This is a genomic window from Bdellovibrio sp. KM01 (assembly GCF_013752535.1).
Lineage (GTDB): Bacteria > Bdellovibrionota > Bdellovibrionia > Bdellovibrionales > Bdellovibrionaceae > Bdellovibrio.
This window is the reverse complement of the sequence record NZ_CP058348.1, coordinates 1,273,379-1,294,168: the sequence shown is the minus strand read 5'-3', so window position 1 is coordinate 1,294,168 and position 20,790 is coordinate 1,273,379. Positions and strand designations below refer to the sequence as shown.

Genomic DNA, 20,790 nt, shown 5'->3' with positions numbered 1-20,790 from the left:
GGGGATTACTGCTTCTTACGTTTTTCAATTTCAGATTTTACGTAATCCAAGCCCATTTTCGCCATAGCAAAGACACCTTTTTCTTCCAGCTTCTTTTCCACTTCTTTGGCTTTACGAAGAGCACGACCTGCTGCCATCGCAGCCAGTGGATGCCCCACTGGCAGGGATTCAAAGTCGCCGTCTTTTTTCCACTCGTCCACAACCGTGTCCGCGATCTCCATAACTTTTGGAGCTTTCATACGAATAATTTCAGACCCATAAAATTCCACATGGGATTTTTCATGGGGCTCTTCCGTAGGACCGCCTTCATAGGACATTTCCTCTGGAGCCAATTCATCATTAGCGGATCCAGCATTGAAAGTGCCACTGTCATGATGTGGCTCGTGAACTGGATGAGGGACGCCCTCATTTTGGGCTTCTGTATTAATTTCGTCAGACTGGGAAACAGCGATCTCATCCGCTTTCTCGATAGTATTTTCCACTGCAGAATCATATTCCACTTCGGATGGATGCATCTCTTGCCCCACACTGTTAGTTGGTGTCGATGGAGAAGAATTTTTATGCGAAGATTTATGATGGTGCTTTTTGGACATAAGTCCTCCTCTGACGTTCTTTAAGCGTAGCGCCTTTTACCGGGGCTTGGGAAGTCCCTGTCACAATTGAAAAGGCGCGTCGCTTACCCTACGAACTCGCTCTGGGTCTAGGCGGGAGATTTCGTCCGCCAAATAGGCTCTCATGTCTTCGATATCGTCGTTATACATCCACAGAAGCTCTTCTCGAACTCTGGCCAGGCGCAGCTGCTGTTCCCGACTAAGGGGCCTTAAGCTCTCAATTAGGCGCATCAGGTGAAGATCCACTTCTCTTTTGAAGTCACCATAGTCCAAATCGTCTTCATTCTTTAAAAACACCAAAAACTCCTGAATATCCGAATTCATGTTTCCTCCTGAGGCTTATTTTAAAACTTCAGGGCCCTGGTCTCGAGATTCTCTGGGCAATCTTGCCAAAAATCATTGCAAGGACCTATAATGAGGACTCTTTATTACAAAGGAAAACCATGGCTCCTGAAATGGCAGCAAGCTATATCATCGGAATCTTCCCCTCTTTGGCCACGACGGGTGCGCACTATTGGTTTCATCAAAAGAAAACAAAAAGCTCTGCATTCCAACAACTGCAAAAGAATCTGGCGACCGTGCAAAAGTACTGGTGTGAATCTCAAAGCCGCATTTTGCCCTTAGAAGAAAACTCTCGAGCGCAAGATCACGAGGCTTTTAAAACCAGTCTGTACATCATGGGTTCACTGTTTGCGTTTTTAAGTTGGGTGGGATTCATGTTTAACATGATCGTTCTGGCGTCGACTCGCAAACTGGCAATTTCCCGCTTTGAACAAAAGATCTTTGCTTCTGAACTTTGCACCAAGAATCTTTCTGCCGCAGAAATCGAAGTGATCCTAAAGGATTGCGAAGCGTGACACCTTTAGACATTATCGCTCGCGGTGAAGGCTGGGTGGTGATCAACAAACCTCCCGGAGTTTCCGTGCACAACGACCCTCGCGATGTCGTTCACATACTGGAAAAACAATTAATTCCCGGAACTTTTGAAGGCATTCACCCGGTTCACCGTCTGGATAAAGAAACCAGCGGCTTGTTGCTATTAGCCTTAAACACACGCATGGCCAAAGAATTGGCCGAGCAGTTTCAAGCCCGCACCTGTGAAAAATATTACTATGCTTTGTTGCGTGGTTCGATGCCCCTCTCTGAAGACTGGCAAAACTGGAACACGCCGATTTCCGACAAGGCCGAGGGGCGCAACAATCCCCAAGGACTTGCCAAGGACCGCGTGGAAGCACGGACGGATTTTAAAGTTATTAAATCAGATCAGTACACATCGTTGATTGAGGTTCGATTATTCACGGGCCGCCAACATCAAATCCGTAAACACGCCGCCATCGCCAAACACGCGATCTTAGGTGACACCCGTTACGGCGACCCAAAATTCAATAAGCGCATCGCCGAGATTTACAAAACCGACAGAATGTTCCTGCACGCGGGAAAACTAAAAATTTCCATCAGTGGAAAAGAACACACCTTCGAAGCGCCCCGCGAATTCTAAAAGGTGTCTATTTTCCAATTTTACTATCTAATTTTGATAAGAAGCTTGCGACTAAGTCGTCGCGGGCTTGGCCACTCACCGGGCGAGCACCCAATGGGTATTCTTTGTAAAGTTCCGTCGGGATTTCCAACAAGAAGCGCGAGGGAACTGAGGGACGAACCACACCGTTCTTTTTACGTTGCTGACAGCGAGACATCACCAGACGGTTTTTCGCGCGCGTAACACCGACATAGAACAAACGACGTTCTTCGTCGATATCAGAGCCCAGGTTTTTATGTGGAAGAAGGTCTTCCTCAATCCCCGCCAAAATAACAACAGGGAATTCCAAACCTTTGGAGGCGTGCAATGTCATTAGCTGAACTTTGTTTTGATCTTCTTCTTCGTTGTGGTCTTCTCGAAGCATCATCGAATCGACGAAAGATTTGATGTATTCAACTTCATGAGCACGACGCCCCAAGTACGCATCTAAAATACGCCCCAGGATTTCGACCACAATCCACTTTTTCTCGGCAGAAGCCGGATCTGCCGCCGTATTCATCACGTATTCTTTATATCCCAGTTGATCGAACAACTCGACAAGCTTACCACCTGGGGACGAGCCGACACTGAAATCCAAAATATGCGTTGGCAGATATTCGATGAACCCCAAAAGGTCTTCGATCGCCTCTCCCGTTTTTTCCGGGATTTCGGCATCTCTCCACAGACGACAAGCGTCCAGGAAACTGACTCTGCGTTTTTGCGAAAACTCCGTCAGCTTTTCAATCGTCGTATCACCCACCCCGCGATTAGGGACATTGATAATACGACGAAGGGAAACTTCATTCGGAGAGAATGACTGTTTTAAGTAAGCCATGATGTCTTTAATCTCTTTACGATCAAAGATCGAAGTCCCACCGGAAATATTATACGAAATATTGGCACGTCTTAAGGAAGCCTCGATCAAACCACCTTGCGTGTTGGATCGATACAAAACCGCAAAGTCTTTCAGCCTATAACCCTCTTTTAGGAAGTGCTGGATTTCCTGAACGACGAATTCACATTCATCTTCCTCGCGCTCCAGAATAAAGACCTCCGGCAAAACACCCGTGTCTTTAGCGGCTTCAGCGCGCAGAACTTTACCGTGACGATTTTTATTTTTAGAGATCGCCGCATTGGCTACCGCCAGGATTTCCCCCGACGAACGGTAATTACGCTCCAGCATAATGACTTCACATTTTTTGTGCTCATGCGGAAAATTCAAAATGTTTTTGATCTCGGCTCCACGCCAACCATAGATCGATTGATCGTCGTCACCCACAACCGTAATGTTGCTGTGAGGCTTAACGATTTGCTGGATCAAATCCATTTGCATGCGATTCGTATCCTGAAACTCATCGACCATGACTTGAGAGAACTGACTTTGGACTTTTTCTAAAATTTCCGGATGCTGTTTGAAAAGCTGCAACGGCTTGATCAACAAACCTTCAAAATCCACCACGCCCAAATGCTCCAAGCGTTTTTCGAATTTTGGTGCCAGCATTTCCACCATCTCGTGGTACTCGTCAAAGCCTTCGTGAGTGTGTGCCACTCCCGTACGACGATCATTGATCATCGATAAAATTTTATCGATGTCGAATTTGTCTTTGCCAGAATTTGCGATGTTTTTGATGAGCTCTTTTAAAACAGCATTGCAGTCCGTTTGATCGACGATACCGAAATGTGGAGAAAGACCTGCGTGTTTATGAAAGCGACGCAGAATTTGCAAACCAAAGGAGTGGAAGGTACCAGCCCACAGACCGTCCCCTGCTCCGCCCAACTTTTGTTTCACACGATGCTTTAATTCACGTGCGGCTTTATTGGTGAAGGTCAAAACGCAGATCTCCGATGATTGCGCCACACGTTCAGAAATCATTCTTCCTGTACGTGAAACCAACACCGTCGTTTTGCCGGAACCCGCCCCCGCCAGAATCAGCAAGGGACCGAAGTTATGTTTAACAGCTTTTTGCTGTTCAGGGTTCAACCCCTTCAACCAATCCATGAAATCCAGTCTATCTCAGAAAAACAAAACGTCGTACTTCCGTACGACGCATCAGAAAAATAAAAAAATGATCCCTGATTGTCAATGAGGCTGCGCCAAAAGGTTCAGCCGTCACCCGAAGGGGGCCGATACGGCCCACGCGGAGGTTCTGGCCCGCAGCGCAGGCGTGCTGCAGGCACGTCGGAGCGAGGACCAGGGCCGACAACGCAGTCGGATGGACTTTTTCGCGCGGCCGACGACTATACGCGGTTGTGAATAAGAGTTCTAACTTCATCTTCGAATACTACTTCGATTTTATCCGAAGCTGCATCTTTGATGAAACCCAAACCGAATTTAGGATGTTGCAATTTCGTGTTTTTCTCGAATTTGCCCTTCATGTTGTAAGTCGCAGTGGAGCCACCGTTCGCCATCAACATTTCGTATTCGTTTTTATGGGAAGATTTGCGCGAGTTCAAAGTTTGTTCGCGTTTTTTAGCGGCAGCACCTGTCAAAGGTTTGCCAGTTTTAGTCTGAGCCTTAGGAAGAGAATATGTTTTTTGAGAACCGCAAATCTCACATTTGATTTTTGCAGAAGTTGCCGACGTATGCGCCAAGACTACATGGTATCTATCAGCATCACATTTTTTACAGAATGCAAAAAAGGATTTCGCTACTGGCGGCAGAGTATTCATCGTCATTTCTATTCCTATTCTAGTATTGTTGTTTCAATTGATAAATCATTAGCTTGTCCTCTAACTTTTTCTGCGCAATTTCACCGGCGCTTAAAAAGAAAGGACCCTCTTCGCGTTCGATACGTTGTTGGAATTCCAACATGCTTTCTTCGTTTTTAGGGTCAATGAACGTCCCCGTAGGTCCGTAGTGTTCCAAAAACGCCAAGTCTTCCTCTTTATTGAAAAACTTCTCCCAACAATGAGTATTGACTCGAACACGGTAAGTTATAGTTTTAGCATGAGAATGCACCGGAGCGTAAGCCCCAATCACCTCTAAATGTCCATAATGCGAATGAAGCTTCAATGCTGGGCTGCCCCATTGAGTCATCCCAGAGCACTGCTCGACATTGGCATACCACAAACCGAAAGCTTTCGAGAGGAAACCCAGACCGTAAAACTGCTCTTCCTTCGGTAATAACGAATTAACCGAGCATAGGTTGTGAGCCACCCACTCCCCTTTGTGCATAGTGGGGATAATAATAAACAATGAAAGTGGGACCCAATCCATCTCGTCGAGGGATTCGATCTCCTTTAAAACTTTGGAAGCTTTGATCGGACTTAGTGACGCAGGGTATTTTTTTGGATCCAAAACCTCGCGAACCAGCTTGGAAAGCACCTTTGGACGAGCCGCAAAGCCCGCAACAAACCCTGGCATCACCGCGCAGTCATAGAAAACCCAACGAGGCATCGCCATATTGGAAGGACCAAATGCGCGCTCTTCGATGGATAAAATACGATCGGCAAAAGCGATCTCGGTGATATCGAGAGGATCTTTGAAGATCGGGCTTTGTTTGAACCAATCAAGTTTATGAAAAGAGCCGGGCTGAGCAATTTCATTTTCTTCACGCACGAACACGTAAGGACGGATGTCCTCATTGCTCAACCAACTTGCTTTCTTCAGTAACTCATTAATCAACTACGTACTCCGGTCTTAGGGGGCCTATCGGCCGACCATATCTTCAGGTCTAACTAGTTTATCAAATTCTTCGCCGCTGAGGAGTCCAAGATTGATGGCTTCTTCGCGCAGCGTAGTGCCATTTTTGTGGGCAGTTTTGGCGATTTTCGCCGAGTTGTCGTACCCAATCTTAGGATTCAGCGCCGTTACCAGCATCAACGAATTGTCGAGGTGCTTTTTTATTTGCTTCTGATTCGCTTCAATTCCCGAGACACAGTGATCGACAAACGACTCACAGGCATCTGAGATCAAACGTATTGAGTTTAATACGTTAAACACGATCACAGGCTTAAACACGTTCAATTCAAAGTGCCCCGTCGCTCCTCCGATAGTCACAGCGACGTGATTTCCCATCACCTGCGCACAGACCATAGTCATGGCCTCGCACTGAGTGGGATTCACTTTGCCCGGCATAATCGAACTGCCAGGCTCGTTTTCTGGTAAATGTAGCTCTCCAATACCACATCGCGGTCCAGAACCCAACAAGCGAATGTCATTCGCGATTTTCATCAATGAAACGGCGATGGTGTTTAATGCCCCGCTCACTTCAACCAAGGCATCATGACTTGCCAAGGCTTCAAATTTATTTTCTGCAGATACGAATGGAATTTTCGTCTCGCGCGCAATTTCGGCAGCGGCTTCGACGGCGAATTTTGGATGAGTATTAAGCCCCGTTCCAACGGCCGTTCCACCCAATGCCAGCTCATGAAGATGCGGCAGAGTGTTTTTGATTCGGTGAATGCCGTGCTTTATTTGTGTCGAGTAGCCCGAAAACTCTTGTCCTAACGTAAGCGGAGTTGCATCCATCAAATGCGTGCGACCGATCTTAACGATGTCATTGAATTCCTTTTGTTTGGCCGAAAGAGCCAGATAAAGTTTTTCCATCATCGGAATCAGACGATGATAAACCTGCTCTCCCACCGCAATGTGCATCGCTGTTGGGAAAGTATCATTCGAGGATTGGCCTTTGTTCACGTCGTCGTTCGGGTGGATATCTTTTGATGGAAGTTTTACGCCCATCATATCCATTGCGCGATTGGCGATAACTTCATTGGCATTCATATTGGTCTGAGTGCCCGAACCTGTTTGCCACACGACCAATGGAAAATGCGCATCGAGTTTTCCAGAGATCACTTCATCAGCGGCTTTGACGATAACGTCCGCTTTCTTCGCATCCAAAATGCCCAGCTTTTGATTTGTCAGGGCAGCACTTTTTTTAAGGATACCCAAGGCACGAATCATCTCGCGCGGAAATCTATCGCCACCGATCTTGAAATTTTCTGTCGAACGTTGGGTTTGTGCTCCCCAAAATTTATCAGCTGGGACTTGCACGTCCCCCATGGTGTCTTTCTCTGTACGGAAACTCATTTACGACCTCCTGTTGACCATTCCAACATGGGCTTGGTCCGTTGGGTAAATCACAAGTTCTTGTATGTTCACATGCGCAGGACGAGCCACGCACCAAGCAATTGTTTCGGCCACGTCCTTGGGTTCAAGTGGCATCATACCTTCGTAAACTTTGTCTGCCTTCTTTTGATCATCAAATCGTACAAATGAAAACTCAGTGTGAACCATGCCGGGTTCAATGTTGGTCACGCGTACTTTCGTGCCCAGCAAATCCATACGCAGGCCCTCTGACAGTGCACGCACTGCAAATTTTGTTGCGCAATACACTCCCCCACCTGGATATGTCCATCGGCCAGCGACAGATCCCAAGTTTACGATATGGCCGGAATTTTTTTTGACCATGTGTTCAACCACACCGCGGGTGATGAAAAGCAAACCTTTGATGTTGGTATCGATCATCGTTTCCCAATCATCCAAGGAGCCGTCTTGCATTTTGTCGGTGCCTTTCGCAAGACCGGCATTGTTCACAAGCACTTCGACGTTTTGCAAATCCGCTTGGTGGGCTTTCATGAATTCACTCACTTCAAAACGATCAGAAACGTCGAAGCTGGCTTTGATGACTTTGATCTGAGGGAATTTTTTATGAAGAGTGGCTTCCAATTCATCGAGTCTGTCCATACGGCGACCCGTGATAATTAATGAAAAATGTTGAGCCGCCAAAGCCTCCGCCGTCGCCCAACCAATACCTGCCGTTGCCCCCGTAATCAGAGCCCATCTTTGCATACGCACCTCACAATGAAATAAATTCTATCCCCACCCCCAAATAAAAGGTACGCCGTACCTTTCGGGGATGCAGCGCGTTTCTTCGGAGGTACGGCGTACCTTTTGGGGGTGCGGTGTGTTAGGGTGGCTGGCTATGAAATGCCCATGCGGATCCGACAAAAATTATAGTGAATGTTGTGGTATCTACCACTCTGGAAAAGCGAATGCTCCAACGGCGGAAGCCTTGATGCGATCTCGTTATGCTGCCTTTGCAAAAAATCAAATGCAGTACTTGCGCGATACAACCGACCCTCAATCTTTGGGCGACATCGATGATGAAGCGAACCAAGAATGGGCGGAACGCGCGAAATTCTTAAAGCTTGAAATCGTAAAAGCTGAAGAAAAAGCCAACAAAGGTATCGTTGAGTTTAAAGCTTTCTATTCTGTTGATGACGAAGAATACGTTCATCACGAAGTTTCCACTTTCCGCCGTCAAGAGGGCCAATGGTTCTTTAAATCTGGCAAAGTGAAAGAAACCAAAGAGGCGCAATCATGAAATATTGGTTGATGAAATCTGAGCCTGACGTTTACTCCATCGATCAGTTGAAAAAAGATTCAACGACTTGGTGGGAAGGTGTGCGCAATTACCAAGCACGCAACTTTATGCAAAAAGATATGCAAGTCGGCGATATGGTTTTGTTCTATCACTCCAACGCCGAACCGCCTGGTGTGGCGGGACTTGCCCGTATTTCTCGCGTGGCAGAACCCGATAAAGCGCAATTTGATAAAAAATCTGAATACTTTGATGCGAAAGCGACCAAAGAAAAACCCATCTGGTATTGCACGCAAGTGGAATACGTTCAGAAGTTTTCTGAGATCGTTTCTTTGCAAGATCTTCGCGACAACCCGAAATTGTCAGACATGCTGGTTTTAGCCAAAGGTTCCCGCCTTTCCGTACAGCCCGTGGATAAAAAGCATTTTGATATCGTAAAAAAGATGGGCGGAATCTAGTCATGAAGCTATTCTTGGCTCCGATGGAAGGTGTTGTCGACTGGGTGATGAGAGATACTCTGACCCAGATCGGTGGCGTTGATCAGTGCGTGACAGAATTCCTGCGCGTAACAGATCGCCTGCATCCCGAGAGCGTTTTCCTAAAAAACTGTCCTGAACTTCGCACGGGCTCCCGCACTCGCTGGGGCACGCCGGTGTTCGTTCAGCTTTTAGGGGGCCAAGCAGAGCCATTGGCTTTGAATGCTGAACGCGCCGTAAAACTGGGAGCTTTGGGTATCGATTTGAATTTCGGCTGCCCGGCTAAAACTGTGAATCGTCACGATGGTGGTGCTTCGTTGCTAAAGTCATGCGACCGTGTTCATACAATTGTGGATACAGTTCGTAAAGCGGTTCCTGCGCATGTGCCTGTGACTGCTAAAATCCGTCTGGGTTTTGATGATCCCACAAAATGTATCGACATCGCTCAAGCCGTTGAAGCTGCGAACGCCTCGTGGCTGACAATCCACTGCCGTACCAAAACAGATGGTTACAAACCACCTGCTTATTGGGAATGGATCCCGCGTATTAAAGAAAAAACCAAGATCAAGATTATCGCGAACGGCGAAATCTGGAATGTTCATGATTTCCATCGCTGCGTGGAAGTCACCGGCTGCGAAGATTACATGATCGGCCGCGGAGTGATGAGCAACCCGTTTATCTTTAAACAGATCAAACAGAGCTTAAAACAAGAGACTGTCGAAGAAATGACCTGGCAACGTGCGAAGCCTTTGCTTCCGCAATTCTTTGCTGCCAGTACAGAGTACATCAATGACTATTTCGCGGTTTCCCGCACGAAGCAGTGGTTGAAGGCTTTGTCTTTGAAAAACATCGAAGCCAAAGAAGTTTTCGACCAGATCAAAATCCTGAAAAAACCCCAAGAGTTCCACTCTCAACTTTTAAAAGTAACCGAATAAAAGGTGCCAGGTCCTATTTCTTGGCGAAATGCACCAAGAAATAGGACCTGGCACCTTTTACTACTCGTAGCGAAGGGCATCGATGGGGTGAAGTTCTGAAGCCTTTTTGGCGGGGTAAAGTCCGAAGACGATACCGATGAACGCAGAGAAAAAGAACGACAGGCCCACGGCGTTTGCGGAGATGGACATCGGCCAACCCATCGCGGCCGATAAGCCTGCGGTGACTCCCCACGCAAGGGCAATACCCAACAAACCGCCGATAACGGAAACCACGACGGATTCAGCCAGGAATTGCATTAAGATATCTATCTTACGGCCACCGATGGCTTTACGCAGACCGATCTCGCGGGTTCTTTCTGTAACCGATACCAGCATGATGTTCATGATCCCGATACCACCGACCAGCAACGAGATCGCCGCAATGGAGCTTAAAAGCATCGACATGGTTTTACTGCTGCTTTCGATTGCTTGTTGAAGGTCGGCCATGTTGAAGATTTGGAATGCATCGTCTTGAGCAGACAAAGGCACACGATGGCGTTTATTTAAAACTTCTTTCAGTGAGTCTTGAGTTTCGTCGATCAGTTCTTTTTGCGCGACCTCAACGTCGACAGAGTCCACGTAGTTCTTACCAAACATGCGATACATTGCGGTTTGCACGGGAATGATGATGCGATCATCTTGGTCATTCGGACCCTGCGCGCCTTTTTCTGGGAGCATTCCGATCACGGTGAAATTGATTTTATTAATTTTGATCACTTCGCCAATCGGGGATTTATCGCCGAACAGCTCTCTGGAAACAGTTCTGCCGATGACCGCCACCAAGGCGCGGCGTTGGTTTTCATCATCAGAAAAGAAACGGCCCAACACGGGTTCTGCGTTTCTGACCTCGACAAATGACGTCGATACGCCTGCAACTGAGGTGTTCCAGTTTTTATTAAGGTAAGTAACTTGGCCCCGGCCATTTACATTCGAAACGATATTTTTAATCGAAGGGATTTGGGCTTTCAAGGCTGCCACGTCATCGGTGGTGATACGAATCCTTACACCCGATTCCTGGGCAACCCCCGCCACACGCACATTCCCCGCACGCAAAATCAAAAGATTCGAGCCCATAGATGCCAACTGTTTTTCGATCGACTGCTGTGCTCCCGCCCCCAATGCCAGCATAGTGACGACCGCTGCGACACCAATCAAAATACCCAGCATGGAAAGTCCTGAACGAACTTTGTTCGCTGCCAACGTTTTCCAACCCTGGTGGAAGTGCTCAATCAACTCCCCAAAGTGAAAAGCAGAATCCAAGGACTGATCCGACAAGTGGGCGTTGCTTTTATTCAAAGGCACTTTACGCTCGTCACTTTGCACGACACCGTCACGCATACGGATCAGACGGTTTGCTTGTGCCCCAATTTCTTCTTCGTGGGTTACGATCACGACCGTGATACCTTGAGCATTGAGGGATTTTAAAATATCCATGATCTCTTTTTCACTTTTCGAGTCCAAGTTTCCCGTGGGCTCATCGGCGAAAACGATACGCGGATTATTAATCAACGAACGTGCGATGGCGACACGTTGCTGCTGACCACCCGACAACTCGTTCGGTTTATGATCACCACGACTCCCCAGGCCCACCTTTCCCAAAAGCACTTCAGCTTTTGAAAAATCAAATTTCTTTTCAGAGTATAAAAGCGGCAAAGATACGTTTTGCCACGCCGGCATTCTTGGCAGCAGATTGAACTGCTGAAAAATAAATCCGATTTCATCGCGACGTAAGATCGCAAGCTCGTCTTCAGAAAGTTTTGAAACCTCGCGCCCATGAAGTTTATAGGAGCCCGCCGTCGGCACGTCCAATAAACCCAAAATATGCATCAACGTCGACTTACCAGAGCCCGAAGGCCCCATGATTGCCACAAAGTCGCCATCCTCAATGGTCAAAGTCACATCGCGAAGAGCCTCGACGATGTTGTCTCCCATTTTGTATGATTTTTTTATGCCGCTGATTTCAATCATAATCTGCTCACAATCAAACGTTTAATGGCTTAAAACTATCTTGGAGGACCGCCGGCACCACCGGATTTACGAGTGCCGCCACCTTTGCTCCCGAATGGTGAAAAGGGATTTGAACCTTGTTTGCCACCGGAAGACAATTTCACTTCCTGAACCATGGCAATCTCGCCCTCTTCTGCCCCCTCTAGGATTTCCGTCAATTTTCCGTCAGTGATACCGACTTTAACTTCGCGGTTCTGCGGTTTGCCGTCAGCTCCTTGGATCATCAGGTAAGTAGTTCCACTTTGCACACGCAAGGCTTCGCTAGCCACAACCAGGATGTCTTTTTTGTTTTTCACATAGAAAGTGACGTTCGCAGTCATCCCCGAGCGCATGAACTCAGGCGTTTTACCTTCCGGCAAAGCATCAACGATATAAGTCGTCACACTGTTGACGGTTTTCGAATCAAAAGCGATTTGATCTGCCGTCGCTTTGATTTTTTCGCCTGGATAAGCATCCAAAACGATTTCGGCCTGTTCTTTCAATTTGATTTGGGAAATATCCGTCTCGTCCACCTGGGCTTTGACGGTTAAACGATCTGACATCGTCAAAATCGCGTCAGCCGTGGTGAAAGTTTGACCGGGCTCGACACTTCTTAAAATGATTGTTCCTGAAATCGGCGCCATGATCGGAGTGGCCAGATAAAGATCCGCCCAACGCTTGTATTCTTCAGCACCTTTCGCTCGAGCCGCATCCAGCATCGCCGCTCTTTCCGTCGAACTCATGATCGCGATGGTTTGACCTTTCACGACCTTTTGTCCCTCACGAACCAGGACTTGCTCCATACGCCCCGCCACCGGAGCTTTGATCTCAAGACGGTTTTCGGGTTGAACCGTTCCTGTCGCCAAAATCGTAACTTCGATATTGCCTTTTTTTAGAGGCAGGCGTTTGTATGTCACTTCATTTTGCTTACTTTGATTCCAGTAGTAGTATCCACCACCGCCCAGAACTAGCACAGCGACAACTGCCCAGGTGATTTTGTTTCTTATTAGATTCTTCATAGCAACGCTCCCACACCTTGAGCTCTTTCCCACGCGGCTTCAGCAACAATGCGATCGCGTTTCGAGGTTAGATACAGTTTGGTTTTATTGATCAGATCTGTTTCGATATTGTCCCAGTCTTCAAATGACATCAGACCGTTATTGTATTTGGCGCGTGCAATATCAGCACGCGTACGCGCCGCTTGCACAAAAGCTTCATAGACCGACAATTGCTCAACGGCTTCGACATAGTCTTTGTAAGCTTTCTTTAAACTGGAAAGCAGCGTGCGATCAATACCCGCCAGGTTGCTTTTCGCAGCATACAACTGGGACGTCTGACTTTTCGTCGCATAGTAATCACGGCCACCGTTAAACAAGGGCAAAGTCAAAGTTGCTCCCAACGTCCAACGATCCTGGTTGTTCGGATAAAAGTTATTACCGTAATCACCCATTGTTGCTGACAGATCCAAGCTTGGGAAAAATCCTGAGCGCGCATTTTTAACCGAAGCCTCTGAAACTTCCACTTGAGCTTGGTAAGTTTGACGATCCGGCGTTGTCGCCGCGATCGATTTGAAATCCGGCTCTTTTGAAGGCGGACTTGCCAAAGGAATTTCTTCTTTAATGTTGAGTGGTTCCTCGCCATCGAAACCGATCACTTTTTTAAGATCCGCTTCGCTGGTATCTCGGTCATGCTTGGCTTTCAAATTATCCAATTGCGCTTGCTTGTAGTTCGCTTGCGATAAAAGCAAGGAACCTTTGTTCTCGCGACCGCTTTCATAGCGCAGTTGAACAATACGCAAATTGTCGTTACGGCGCTTTACGATTTCTTCAGAAATCTTAATGGAATCTGTCGCGAAAATGGCAGACGCAAAAGCAGACTTAAGATCATAGCTCACTTGCGAACGTGTCGTACGCAAAGCGGCGTCTGAAACCTTCATTTGTCCACGAGCTTGTTCAACCTTAGATGAATCTGCAAATCCCTTAAACACATTTTGCGATGCACTTAAATAGGCAGAGTAAGCTCCTCCAGAAGAGGAATCTGCTCCAGTGCTGTTGTCCGTAGTTCCCGTTTGCGCATACCCCAGATTCGCTGAAAGTTGCGGGAAATATCCGCTCTTATTACTTTCAACGGTGTACTTGCTGGCATTCAAAGACTCTTCAGAAAACTGCAAATCGGCGTTATTCTTTTTAACAAGATTAAGAGCCTCTTGATATGTCAAAGGTTGCTGCGCCCACACAAGTGACGAGCAGACCGTCATTGAAATCGTGATGAAAAACACTCTGCAAGTACGCATAGCAGATCCTCTTTCCTCTTACCATTAGCTCTGGAATACGAGGGGAAGTCAAACTTCCCGCAGTGTTCCGAAGCTTATAGTTAGAGTATAGAAGAATTGTGTAAAGATTAAGGAGACGCCTCGTATCGAGCCGCAGGTCCTTTTTTATAGGCGGTCTTATTGAACTCAGCGACGGATTGCTGGAAGACTTCTTTGATTCGCTTTTGCTCAAGCTTGGTTAGATAAAGGTCAGGGCTTTGCCCCATCAGCAGTTTTACGGAGCCCTGATTAAGTGTATCCGTACGCATATCGATGCCGAATGTAACACCTTCGAGCTTATTTGGATCCATGACCGATCCCAAATTTTTACGCAGCAGCTTTTCAATCGACTCCCCGTGCGTACTGAGTGAACTTCTGGTTTCTGCAGACTTAACACCATCATTCACAAAAGCAAAACGCATCTTGGAGGCGTACTTGCTATCGGCCACTCGACTGAGGACTTTGACTTTTTCTTGCTCATTTAAAGGCTTCGTAGCAATCGCAACGCAGTCATCCCCTGAACAGACGGACTTGATTTTGCCTGGCTCAACGGATTCGGTAACAACTTTCGTAAAAAACTGTTTTTGAGTGTTTACGTCATGGGTCACGGCTTTTTCGGCCTTACGTGCTTCGCTTAACGCCGTATCCAAATCCTTGGATTTAGCCAACGCATCCGCGGTGCCCTTCATATTGGAAGCACCCAAGCCCACAAAATCCATCGTGAATCCGCCCTGAGCCGCATCGTTCAAATTGGCATTTTCACGTTTGGCGATCATCAGGCCCGGTGAAAATTCATCGCTGGTTTTCACATAGCGCTGCAGATCTTCAACGGTTTTATCGGAAAGAGTTGCAAGCTTATAGCGATTTGACAATGCTGACTTAATTGTCGCAGAGTCCCCCATGTTCTTACGAACGATATCAAAGACCTCGGGCTTAAAGGTATCACCCTCCACCAATTTCGTCTGCCGCAGCTGCTGCTGCAAAGAAACACGGTCTTGCTCAACGGCTTGAACTTTGGCGTTTAAGTCTGATTTCAATTTTGAATCACTATACGAAACCAGCTCGCCCGGTTCTGTTTTTCTGGCATAGCGAGCGGCGATTCCGGCCTCATCTGCGGTTTTGCCGAAACCTGCTTTGAAATAGTCCTGCGGCTTATCGCTTGAACGCAAAAGGTTGTTGTCCTTCATGTACTTCGAAAACTCGTCATTGGATTCTTTGAAAACAGTCGCCAGGCGCTTTTCCAAATCTTTAGGAACTTTCCCCTCAAAGGCAAAGCGCAAAGACTTGAAATCGGAATACTCGGAAATTTTTAAATCCGGGAATTCTTTTTGCAGCTCTTCCATGCGTTTTAAGACGAGGTCCTTGTGATAGTTCGTTAAACTGGTCACAAGATTCTTGTCCTTCAGATTGTCATTTAGATATTTCATCTGACTGTTTTCGATATTCACGAAATAGGCGTTGGCGTCTTTGCCTTTTTCAGCCAAGGCGATGAATTTTTCATTCTGGGCAACGGTCGTCGGATTATAGTCCACGTACTTTTTGATAAACTCCGTACGACCCGCCAAAGCACTTACTTTTACAGCTTCCGCATCGAGTGCTTCCATTTTGCTTAAAGCTTTAACTGCTCGAGCACCCTTGAAGGCAGCGCCCGCTAACAAAGTGGGATCAATCACCTGCCCCACAGCATAACAGGCCATCTCGGCTTGTGCCTTGGAAGTATAGCAATTGAATTTCTGGTATTCTTTTTTCAACTTCGCTTTGATGATCGCAGACAAATCTGCAAGCTTTGCCTTTTGCGACTCGGTTAGCTCATTGTCCTTGGGATGCATTTCTGGTGGTTTCGAATTCGGCACGCTTCTGTGCATAGATTGCAAATAGGCCTTGCGATCCTGAACTTGAACAAACAAAGCCGTTGCAGAGATCCTTCCTAATTCCTCATCGGACATCGAGGCGTAACGTGGATCATCCTTTACCAAATCCTTTTTACAAGCCAAAGACTGATTGCACTGCGAGACAAATTCCGAACGAAGTTTTTCGTTGGTTTTAATATTTTCCCATGCGGCGTCAATCTGATTGCCAAGTCCGACGACCATGTCCTTCAAAGCCACACCCGTGTCGATCAAGGAGTTTGTGTAACCACGAAGACAAGATTTAATTTCTTCCGTCGCTGTGTTTTCCTCCGCTTGCGCACATAATTCAGAAACACCACACTTGCGGATCAATCCAACGTGCGCAGAGTTTTCCAACGCGAGTTCATCACATTTTAACGCTTTACTTTCAATCGCACACTGATTGGCAAATTGTGTAAGAACACTGGACGAAGAGGATTGTGACGAGCACGTCACGTTTGTGCACGCAGCGAGTACACCCACGTTGGCGACAGCCGACGTATGCTTGCCGAACAGAATTATGAAGATCAGGACCAAAACGCGCACTTGCAATCAACTTCCTTGAATACTTTTTGATTACATATTGATCGGCAATTTGTGAGATGAAATATAGCGATTCTCAGAGGGAAACTGTCAAAACTCTTTGATACGAATCCAAACATGTGTTCAGAGTGCGGGAATACAATTGAACTTCACTTTTCAGCCTCAATTAGAGACTTCATACTCAGAATTCCAGGAGGTCCTGTATGAAAATGAGACGCTTTGTTGCACTGATCCTATTGCCCCTTTCCTGGGGAATCACATCGCACGCCTTGGCTGGCGGCAGTCGCGATCGCGTGACTGAACTCAAACAACAGATCCTCGAGATCTCCCACGCGGCTCAAGGAGAGTACGATGGCGACGACAACAGCGCCGAGGTACGTGCGCAATTAGATCCACTCGTCACAGAACTTGTGAGCCTTGTCCCTGCGCGCACAGAAACAGAAAAACTTCCACAAGTTGTAGGATCGTGGCAACAAGTTTGGTCAGATGGCCCTGGTGGAGGAGTGCCTGGCGCCGGAGCTTTGGCAAATGCCGTTTTCCAAGTGGTTTTTCCCGACGGTTACTATTGGAATGTAGCAAAAAATAAATTTGCTGGCATTGAAGCGATGGGATTTTTGCGTGGGAAATTTGCAATTGATACCGACAAGCTGAACATTGAATTCACCAAATCTGTGGGCTCACCAAAATGGGTAGCCGCGGGAACCGAGTCCTATTTGCTGGCAATGCGCGCGGAAGTTGGAACTTACGATAAAATTCCAACTCCGGGTCCGATTGGTAAAAAAGGATTTTTAGCTAACACTTATGTGGACGAAGATATCCGCATCTGTACCGGTGGCGGTGATGATTTTGGTACGGGAACTTATTTGTATGTACTGGAAAGAAAATCGCAGTTCTAGAACTAGCGCTTTTCACCCTGGTGGAAGGCATCGTTACGAGCTTTGCGGAGGCCTTGGCACGAAGCTGGGGCCGATTTGCCATAGCATACCTTGCCAATCTTCTGGGACATATCACTCCACTTTTGCAGGCTTTTGCCTGCAGCCAAAATATCATCCTTGGAAATATCATTCAGCGCAGAAACTTTTGGAATCTCGACAATGAGTTTTCCCAGGTAATAAGCCTTTTGTTCTTTTGTGATATTTCTAAATTCATCATAATCCATCACATAAAATGGACCGTCTTGAGGCTCAACGCCTTCTTCTTCAGCGGGAGGGACCGCGTGGGCGATGACACTAAAATTCAAAATCATCATGAGGCTAATAAACTTTTTCATTATTGCACCCCTTGGCCCGACTGAGTTGGAGCCGCATCAGAACCGCCACTTTGAATGATTTCTTCCAGATCTGGGCGCTTCAGCTTGGCAGCTTTCCAGAAAACCTCCATTTTGCGCACAGCTCTTTTATATTCTGGATTGATCACGCGGTCCTCTTCTCTCTTTTTCATCTCAGAAGGTTTATACTTGGGAATTTTCACAAACTTTTTAGCATCGATACAAACTGTTTTGTCCACCAACGGAACATCTTGATTTTCGACGTTACCAAAGGAAGTCGCATTGACAGGAGGATTGCCGACAAAGAAATCAAATTTATTGCGACCCTGAACAGCACCCCCCGTATCTTCGATCAGAAAATATCCTGGATGAGATACGATTTTTCCATTGGGCAATTTCACCTTTTTCCCGTGCATTGCAGGCATAGAGATCACAGTCCCCATCCTGTTAAAGTCTTCATCGGCAGCAATAGAAATAAAGGGAATAATGCAGGTCCCAGCTTTACCTCTGCCAGTTTTGCAACCCTGACGTGAAAGCCCATCCATATTGTACAGAGTTGTGGTCGCGATATTACCCGGGCAAAGAGCCAAAGCAGACTCACCCGCAAAAATAGCAACTAAAATCGTTAGAATGGACTTCATAAGAAATCTTCCCTTTAGCATTCAACAAAGTACTGCAAGTTAGGGACCCGTCCTACCTGCTCTAGATTGGCGGCAGTTGCGAAAGAACTTTGCAACTGATGTAAACTCTAGACACTTTTATAGTTTAGCGCGGGTGTCTCAGTTGGAGAAAATCTAACTGAGAGGAAGATGGGAACTAGACTTGTTTCACAAGAGAATCGTAAGGACTCCCGAGTGAAACCCAGTCTTAAGTAGGATGAGATTAGCCTTTTAACATTTCATCAAGCTTGCCCTCTTCATCGAGAGCTTTCAAATCCGTGTAGCCACCGACAAGTTTGCCGTTGATCAAGATGATTGGAACGGTTCTCCAACCGGTTTCATTTTTGATGCGATCAATTTCTTCAGGTTTATCAGTGAGGTCGATCACTTCGAAATCGATTCCTTTATTTGTCATAAAGGTTGTTGCGCGATCACAGTATGGGCAGGGATTCTTTTTATACATAAGCACTTTAGCCATGTGACACCTCTTTCCAGTTTCTTTTTGACATAATTTGCATAAAAGGACAAGGTCTTGGAGATGAAATGCCTTCTCTGCGAAAACCCAGATTCAGCCCGTTTCAAGGTGATAAAAAAACCTGAGCGTAGCTATTATCATTGCGCGCTCTGCGACTTGATATTTATGGCTCCTGAGGAACGCATGACTGCGATCGAGGAAAAAGCCCGATACGATTTTCATCAAAATGAAGACCAAGCTGGTTATCGCGCTTTTCTGTCACCATTGATGAAAGACGTCGAAGAGTACACCGCAAAATCTGGAAAATCGGCCAGTGATCTGCAACTTCTGGATTACGGCTGTGGTCCCACGGCTTTTCTGGGGGCTTATTTTGTTTCCAAAGATTATCAAGTCACGAACTACGACTTGTACTATCAGCCAGACCAAGACGCTTTAAAAAAATCCTACAGCATCGTGACTTCCACTGAAGTGTGGGAGCATCTGCACAATCCTAAAATCGATATCGAGCAACAACTGCGCATGTTAAAAAATGGCGGCATTCTGGCGGTGATGACCTCGGCCCACAAAGGCGAAGCTCACTTTCATGATTGGCACTATCGCCGTGACCTGACTCACGTGTCGTTCTTTTCTGAAAAGACCATGCAGTGGGTAGCGCATAAATATAATTTAAAAACGGTGAAGGCGAAAAGCCCTTATTGGGTCTTCAAGAAGTAATTCGACCGCTCCAAAACCCCAACAGATTATTTTTTGCAGACCTCAGTTGAAGAGGAAGATGCAGAAAACGAAGTCGCGACGTTTCTTGACGGTTTTGACGAATCAACCTGCGCAAGAAATGTCAGCATGCTAACGAAAAAGATGCCAATATAAAAATAAGTGAAGTTCTTTGGCTGCAATATGAGCTGAACGATGGCGCGCGCCTTATCGGCCCACGATCGGCGCCAATACAGAATATCTTCTAAAGAGACTGTGATCATTCCTAACATGACTGTGCCAGTACAGGCCATCAAGCAAGCACCCCAAGTTCCTAAAAGCATTTTCGCCCAAGTACACGATGTGAACCGATGCAATTTTTCAACCGTCGCGCCGACCGTAAAAGGGAAAATAGTAAAAAATAAAATGAAGGCAACCAAGTTGACGAAAAAGACCACCGATACCATGCGCGTGAGACTGGCTATTTGCTTGGAATACTGCCCTTTCGGCGCAATCTTAGGTTGTGCCTCAACAAGTCTCCGCATTACTTCTTCAGCGTCAATGGAAGGGTTGCGACGTAATAACTCCTGCATAAATGCAAGCGCCTCCGGACTATAAAGCATTCGAGCTAACAAGTATTTTCTTCCATTCTCTAATCTGAACTGAAGATTGGAGCCTTGGAAAAACGAAACTGATTTAATTGAATGAACTGCAATTGAAAAGCTTTTTAGCCTGTGCGCTTGAATGTTCAAAGTGTCGTTTTCGAAAACGGCAACAGTTGGCTCTAAACTACGCTTCAATACTGCTATGGAAAAGCCAGTCACCAGGAGAAAACCACTGAAAACCAAGATGCTCTCAAGATCGGGCTTTTGAATAACCTCGTAAAGAAAAAGAGCCGAGAAATATATAAGAAAAATAGGTAAAACAGCACTGCCGAAAAAAGCTCTGGCAGTGAATACTTGATCAGACAAAGTGAAACGATTAGATGTCATCAATCCCCCGCTTGATAAGCTTAAAAGGGATTTTCAGGTTATACAAATTCAGGGTACGTGAGATCTCAATTTGAG

At 46.5% G+C, this 20,790-nt stretch carries 22 protein-coding genes; 7 read left to right on the top strand and 15 right to left on the bottom strand.

Going from position 1 to position 20,790, the window contains the following annotated elements:
- Positions 1-5 precede the first annotated feature (5 nt).
- Entirely contained in the window at positions 6-593 is a 588-nt protein-coding gene (locus HW988_RS06395) for a hypothetical protein (RefSeq protein ID WP_181606719.1), read from the bottom strand.
- 60 nt (positions 594-653) lie between these two features.
- On the bottom strand, positions 654-935 hold the full coding sequence (locus tag HW988_RS06390; protein WP_181606718.1) for a hypothetical protein: 282 nt from the start codon (positions 933-935) through the stop codon (positions 654-656).
- Positions 936-1,054: 119 nt separating this feature from the next.
- On the opposite strand from HW988_RS06390, the gene HW988_RS06385 reads away from it, so the two are divergent.
- A complete protein-coding gene (locus tag HW988_RS06385) occupies positions 1,055-1,468 on the top strand; it encodes a hypothetical protein (RefSeq protein ID WP_181606717.1) in 414 nt (137 codons plus the stop codon).
- Positions 1,465-2,109 (top strand): RluA family pseudouridine synthase, encoded by a 645-nt coding sequence (locus HW988_RS06380; RefSeq protein ID WP_181606716.1) that lies wholly within the window; start codon positions 1,465-1,467, stop codon positions 2,107-2,109. Before HW988_RS06385 ends, HW988_RS06380 begins: the two co-directional genes overlap by 4 nt.
- 7 nt (positions 2,110-2,116) lie before the next feature.
- Here HW988_RS06380 and HW988_RS06375 read toward each other — a convergent pair whose 3' ends face one another.
- From HW988_RS06375 to HW988_RS06355, 5 genes are all read right to left on the bottom strand, one after another.
- The gene (locus tag HW988_RS06375; RefSeq protein ID WP_181606715.1) at positions 2,117-4,126 is read right to left on the bottom strand and encodes an ATP-dependent helicase; all 2,010 of its coding nucleotides are present in this window, start codon (positions 4,124-4,126) and stop codon (positions 2,117-2,119) included.
- A gap of 239 nt (positions 4,127-4,365) precedes the next feature.
- On the bottom strand, positions 4,366-4,803 hold the full coding sequence (locus HW988_RS06370; protein WP_142699656.1) for a hypothetical protein: 438 nt from the start codon (positions 4,801-4,803) through the stop codon (positions 4,366-4,368).
- A gap of 13 nt (positions 4,804-4,816) precedes the next feature.
- The gene (locus tag HW988_RS06365) at positions 4,817-5,752 is read right to left on the bottom strand and encodes a hypothetical protein (RefSeq protein ID WP_255490236.1); all 936 of its coding nucleotides are present in this window, start codon (positions 5,750-5,752) and stop codon (positions 4,817-4,819) included.
- A gap of 24 nt (positions 5,753-5,776) precedes the next feature.
- Positions 5,777-7,159, bottom strand: coding sequence for a class II fumarate hydratase (fumC, locus tag HW988_RS06360; protein ID WP_181606714.1), 1,383 nt, complete (start codon positions 7,157-7,159; stop codon positions 5,777-5,779).
- Positions 7,160-7,921, bottom strand: coding sequence for an SDR family NAD(P)-dependent oxidoreductase (locus HW988_RS06355; RefSeq protein ID WP_181606713.1), 762 nt, complete (start codon positions 7,919-7,921; stop codon positions 7,160-7,162).
- Between the two features lie 133 nt (positions 7,922-8,054).
- On the opposite strand from HW988_RS06355, the gene HW988_RS06350 reads away from it, so the two are divergent.
- From HW988_RS06350 to HW988_RS06340, 3 genes are read left to right on the top strand one after another with little or no spacing between them, the layout of a single operon-like run.
- Positions 8,055-8,456, top strand: coding sequence for a YchJ family protein (locus HW988_RS06350; RefSeq protein ID WP_181606712.1), 402 nt, complete (start codon positions 8,055-8,057; stop codon positions 8,454-8,456).
- Positions 8,453-8,911: an EVE domain-containing protein gene (locus HW988_RS06345; protein WP_181606711.1), complete on the top strand. Its 459-nt coding sequence runs from the start codon at positions 8,453-8,455 to the stop codon at positions 8,909-8,911. Before HW988_RS06350 ends, HW988_RS06345 begins: the two co-directional genes overlap by 4 nt.
- A 2-nt stretch (positions 8,912-8,913) precedes the next feature.
- Complete coding sequence (locus HW988_RS06340; protein WP_181606710.1) at positions 8,914-9,864, top strand: tRNA-dihydrouridine synthase; 951 nt, start codon at positions 8,914-8,916, stop codon at positions 9,862-9,864.
- 60 nt (positions 9,865-9,924) lie between these two features.
- Here the strand turns inward: HW988_RS06340 and HW988_RS06335 are convergent, their stop codons facing one another.
- The 4 genes from HW988_RS06335 to HW988_RS06320 all read right to left on the bottom strand — a co-directional run bounded on the left by HW988_RS06335 (position 9,925) and on the right by HW988_RS06320 (position 16,635).
- Positions 9,925-11,871: an ABC transporter permease gene (locus HW988_RS06335; protein WP_181606709.1), complete on the bottom strand. Its 1,947-nt coding sequence runs from the start codon at positions 11,869-11,871 to the stop codon at positions 9,925-9,927.
- Between the two features lie 35 nt (positions 11,872-11,906).
- On the bottom strand, positions 11,907-12,908 hold the full coding sequence (locus tag HW988_RS06330; protein ID WP_181606708.1) for an efflux RND transporter periplasmic adaptor subunit: 1,002 nt from the start codon (positions 12,906-12,908) through the stop codon (positions 11,907-11,909).
- Complete coding sequence (locus HW988_RS06325) at positions 12,905-14,182, bottom strand: TolC family protein (RefSeq protein WP_181606707.1); 1,278 nt, start codon at positions 14,180-14,182, stop codon at positions 12,905-12,907. Before HW988_RS06325 ends, HW988_RS06330 begins: the two co-directional genes overlap by 4 nt.
- Positions 14,183-14,289: 107 nt before the next feature.
- Complete coding sequence (locus tag HW988_RS06320) at positions 14,290-16,635, bottom strand: hypothetical protein (protein ID WP_181606706.1); 2,346 nt, start codon at positions 16,633-16,635, stop codon at positions 14,290-14,292.
- Between the two features lie 200 nt (positions 16,636-16,835).
- On the opposite strand from HW988_RS06320, the gene HW988_RS06315 reads away from it, so the two are divergent.
- The gene (locus tag HW988_RS06315) at positions 16,836-17,528 is read left to right on the top strand and encodes a PAP/fibrillin family protein (RefSeq protein ID WP_181606705.1); all 693 of its coding nucleotides are present in this window, start codon (positions 16,836-16,838) and stop codon (positions 17,526-17,528) included.
- Positions 17,529-17,530: 2 nt separating this feature from the next.
- Here HW988_RS06315 and HW988_RS06310 read toward each other — a convergent pair whose 3' ends face one another.
- The 3 genes from HW988_RS06310 to HW988_RS06300 form a co-directional block, all read right to left on the bottom strand.
- A complete protein-coding gene (locus HW988_RS06310; RefSeq protein WP_181606704.1) occupies positions 17,531-17,902 on the bottom strand; it encodes a hypothetical protein in 372 nt (123 codons plus the stop codon).
- The gene (locus HW988_RS06305) at positions 17,902-18,540 is read right to left on the bottom strand and encodes a 3D domain-containing protein (RefSeq protein ID WP_181606703.1); all 639 of its coding nucleotides are present in this window, start codon (positions 18,538-18,540) and stop codon (positions 17,902-17,904) included. The genes HW988_RS06310 and HW988_RS06305 overlap by 1 nt, the downstream gene beginning before the upstream one ends.
- A 241-nt stretch (positions 18,541-18,781) precedes the next feature.
- Entirely contained in the window at positions 18,782-19,036 is a 255-nt protein-coding gene (locus HW988_RS06300; protein WP_142699643.1) for a glutaredoxin domain-containing protein, read from the bottom strand.
- A 180-nt stretch (positions 19,037-19,216) separates the two neighbouring features.
- On the opposite strand from HW988_RS06300, the gene HW988_RS06295 reads away from it, so the two are divergent.
- On the top strand, positions 19,217-19,747 hold the full coding sequence (locus tag HW988_RS06295; RefSeq protein WP_255490233.1) for a class I SAM-dependent methyltransferase: 531 nt from the start codon (positions 19,217-19,219) through the stop codon (positions 19,745-19,747).
- A 26-nt stretch (positions 19,748-19,773) separates the two neighbouring features.
- Here the strand turns inward: HW988_RS06295 and HW988_RS06290 are convergent, their stop codons facing one another.
- The gene (locus HW988_RS06290; protein WP_181606701.1) at positions 19,774-20,715 is read right to left on the bottom strand and encodes a hypothetical protein; all 942 of its coding nucleotides are present in this window, start codon (positions 20,713-20,715) and stop codon (positions 19,774-19,776) included.
- Positions 20,716-20,790 lie beyond the last annotated feature (75 nt).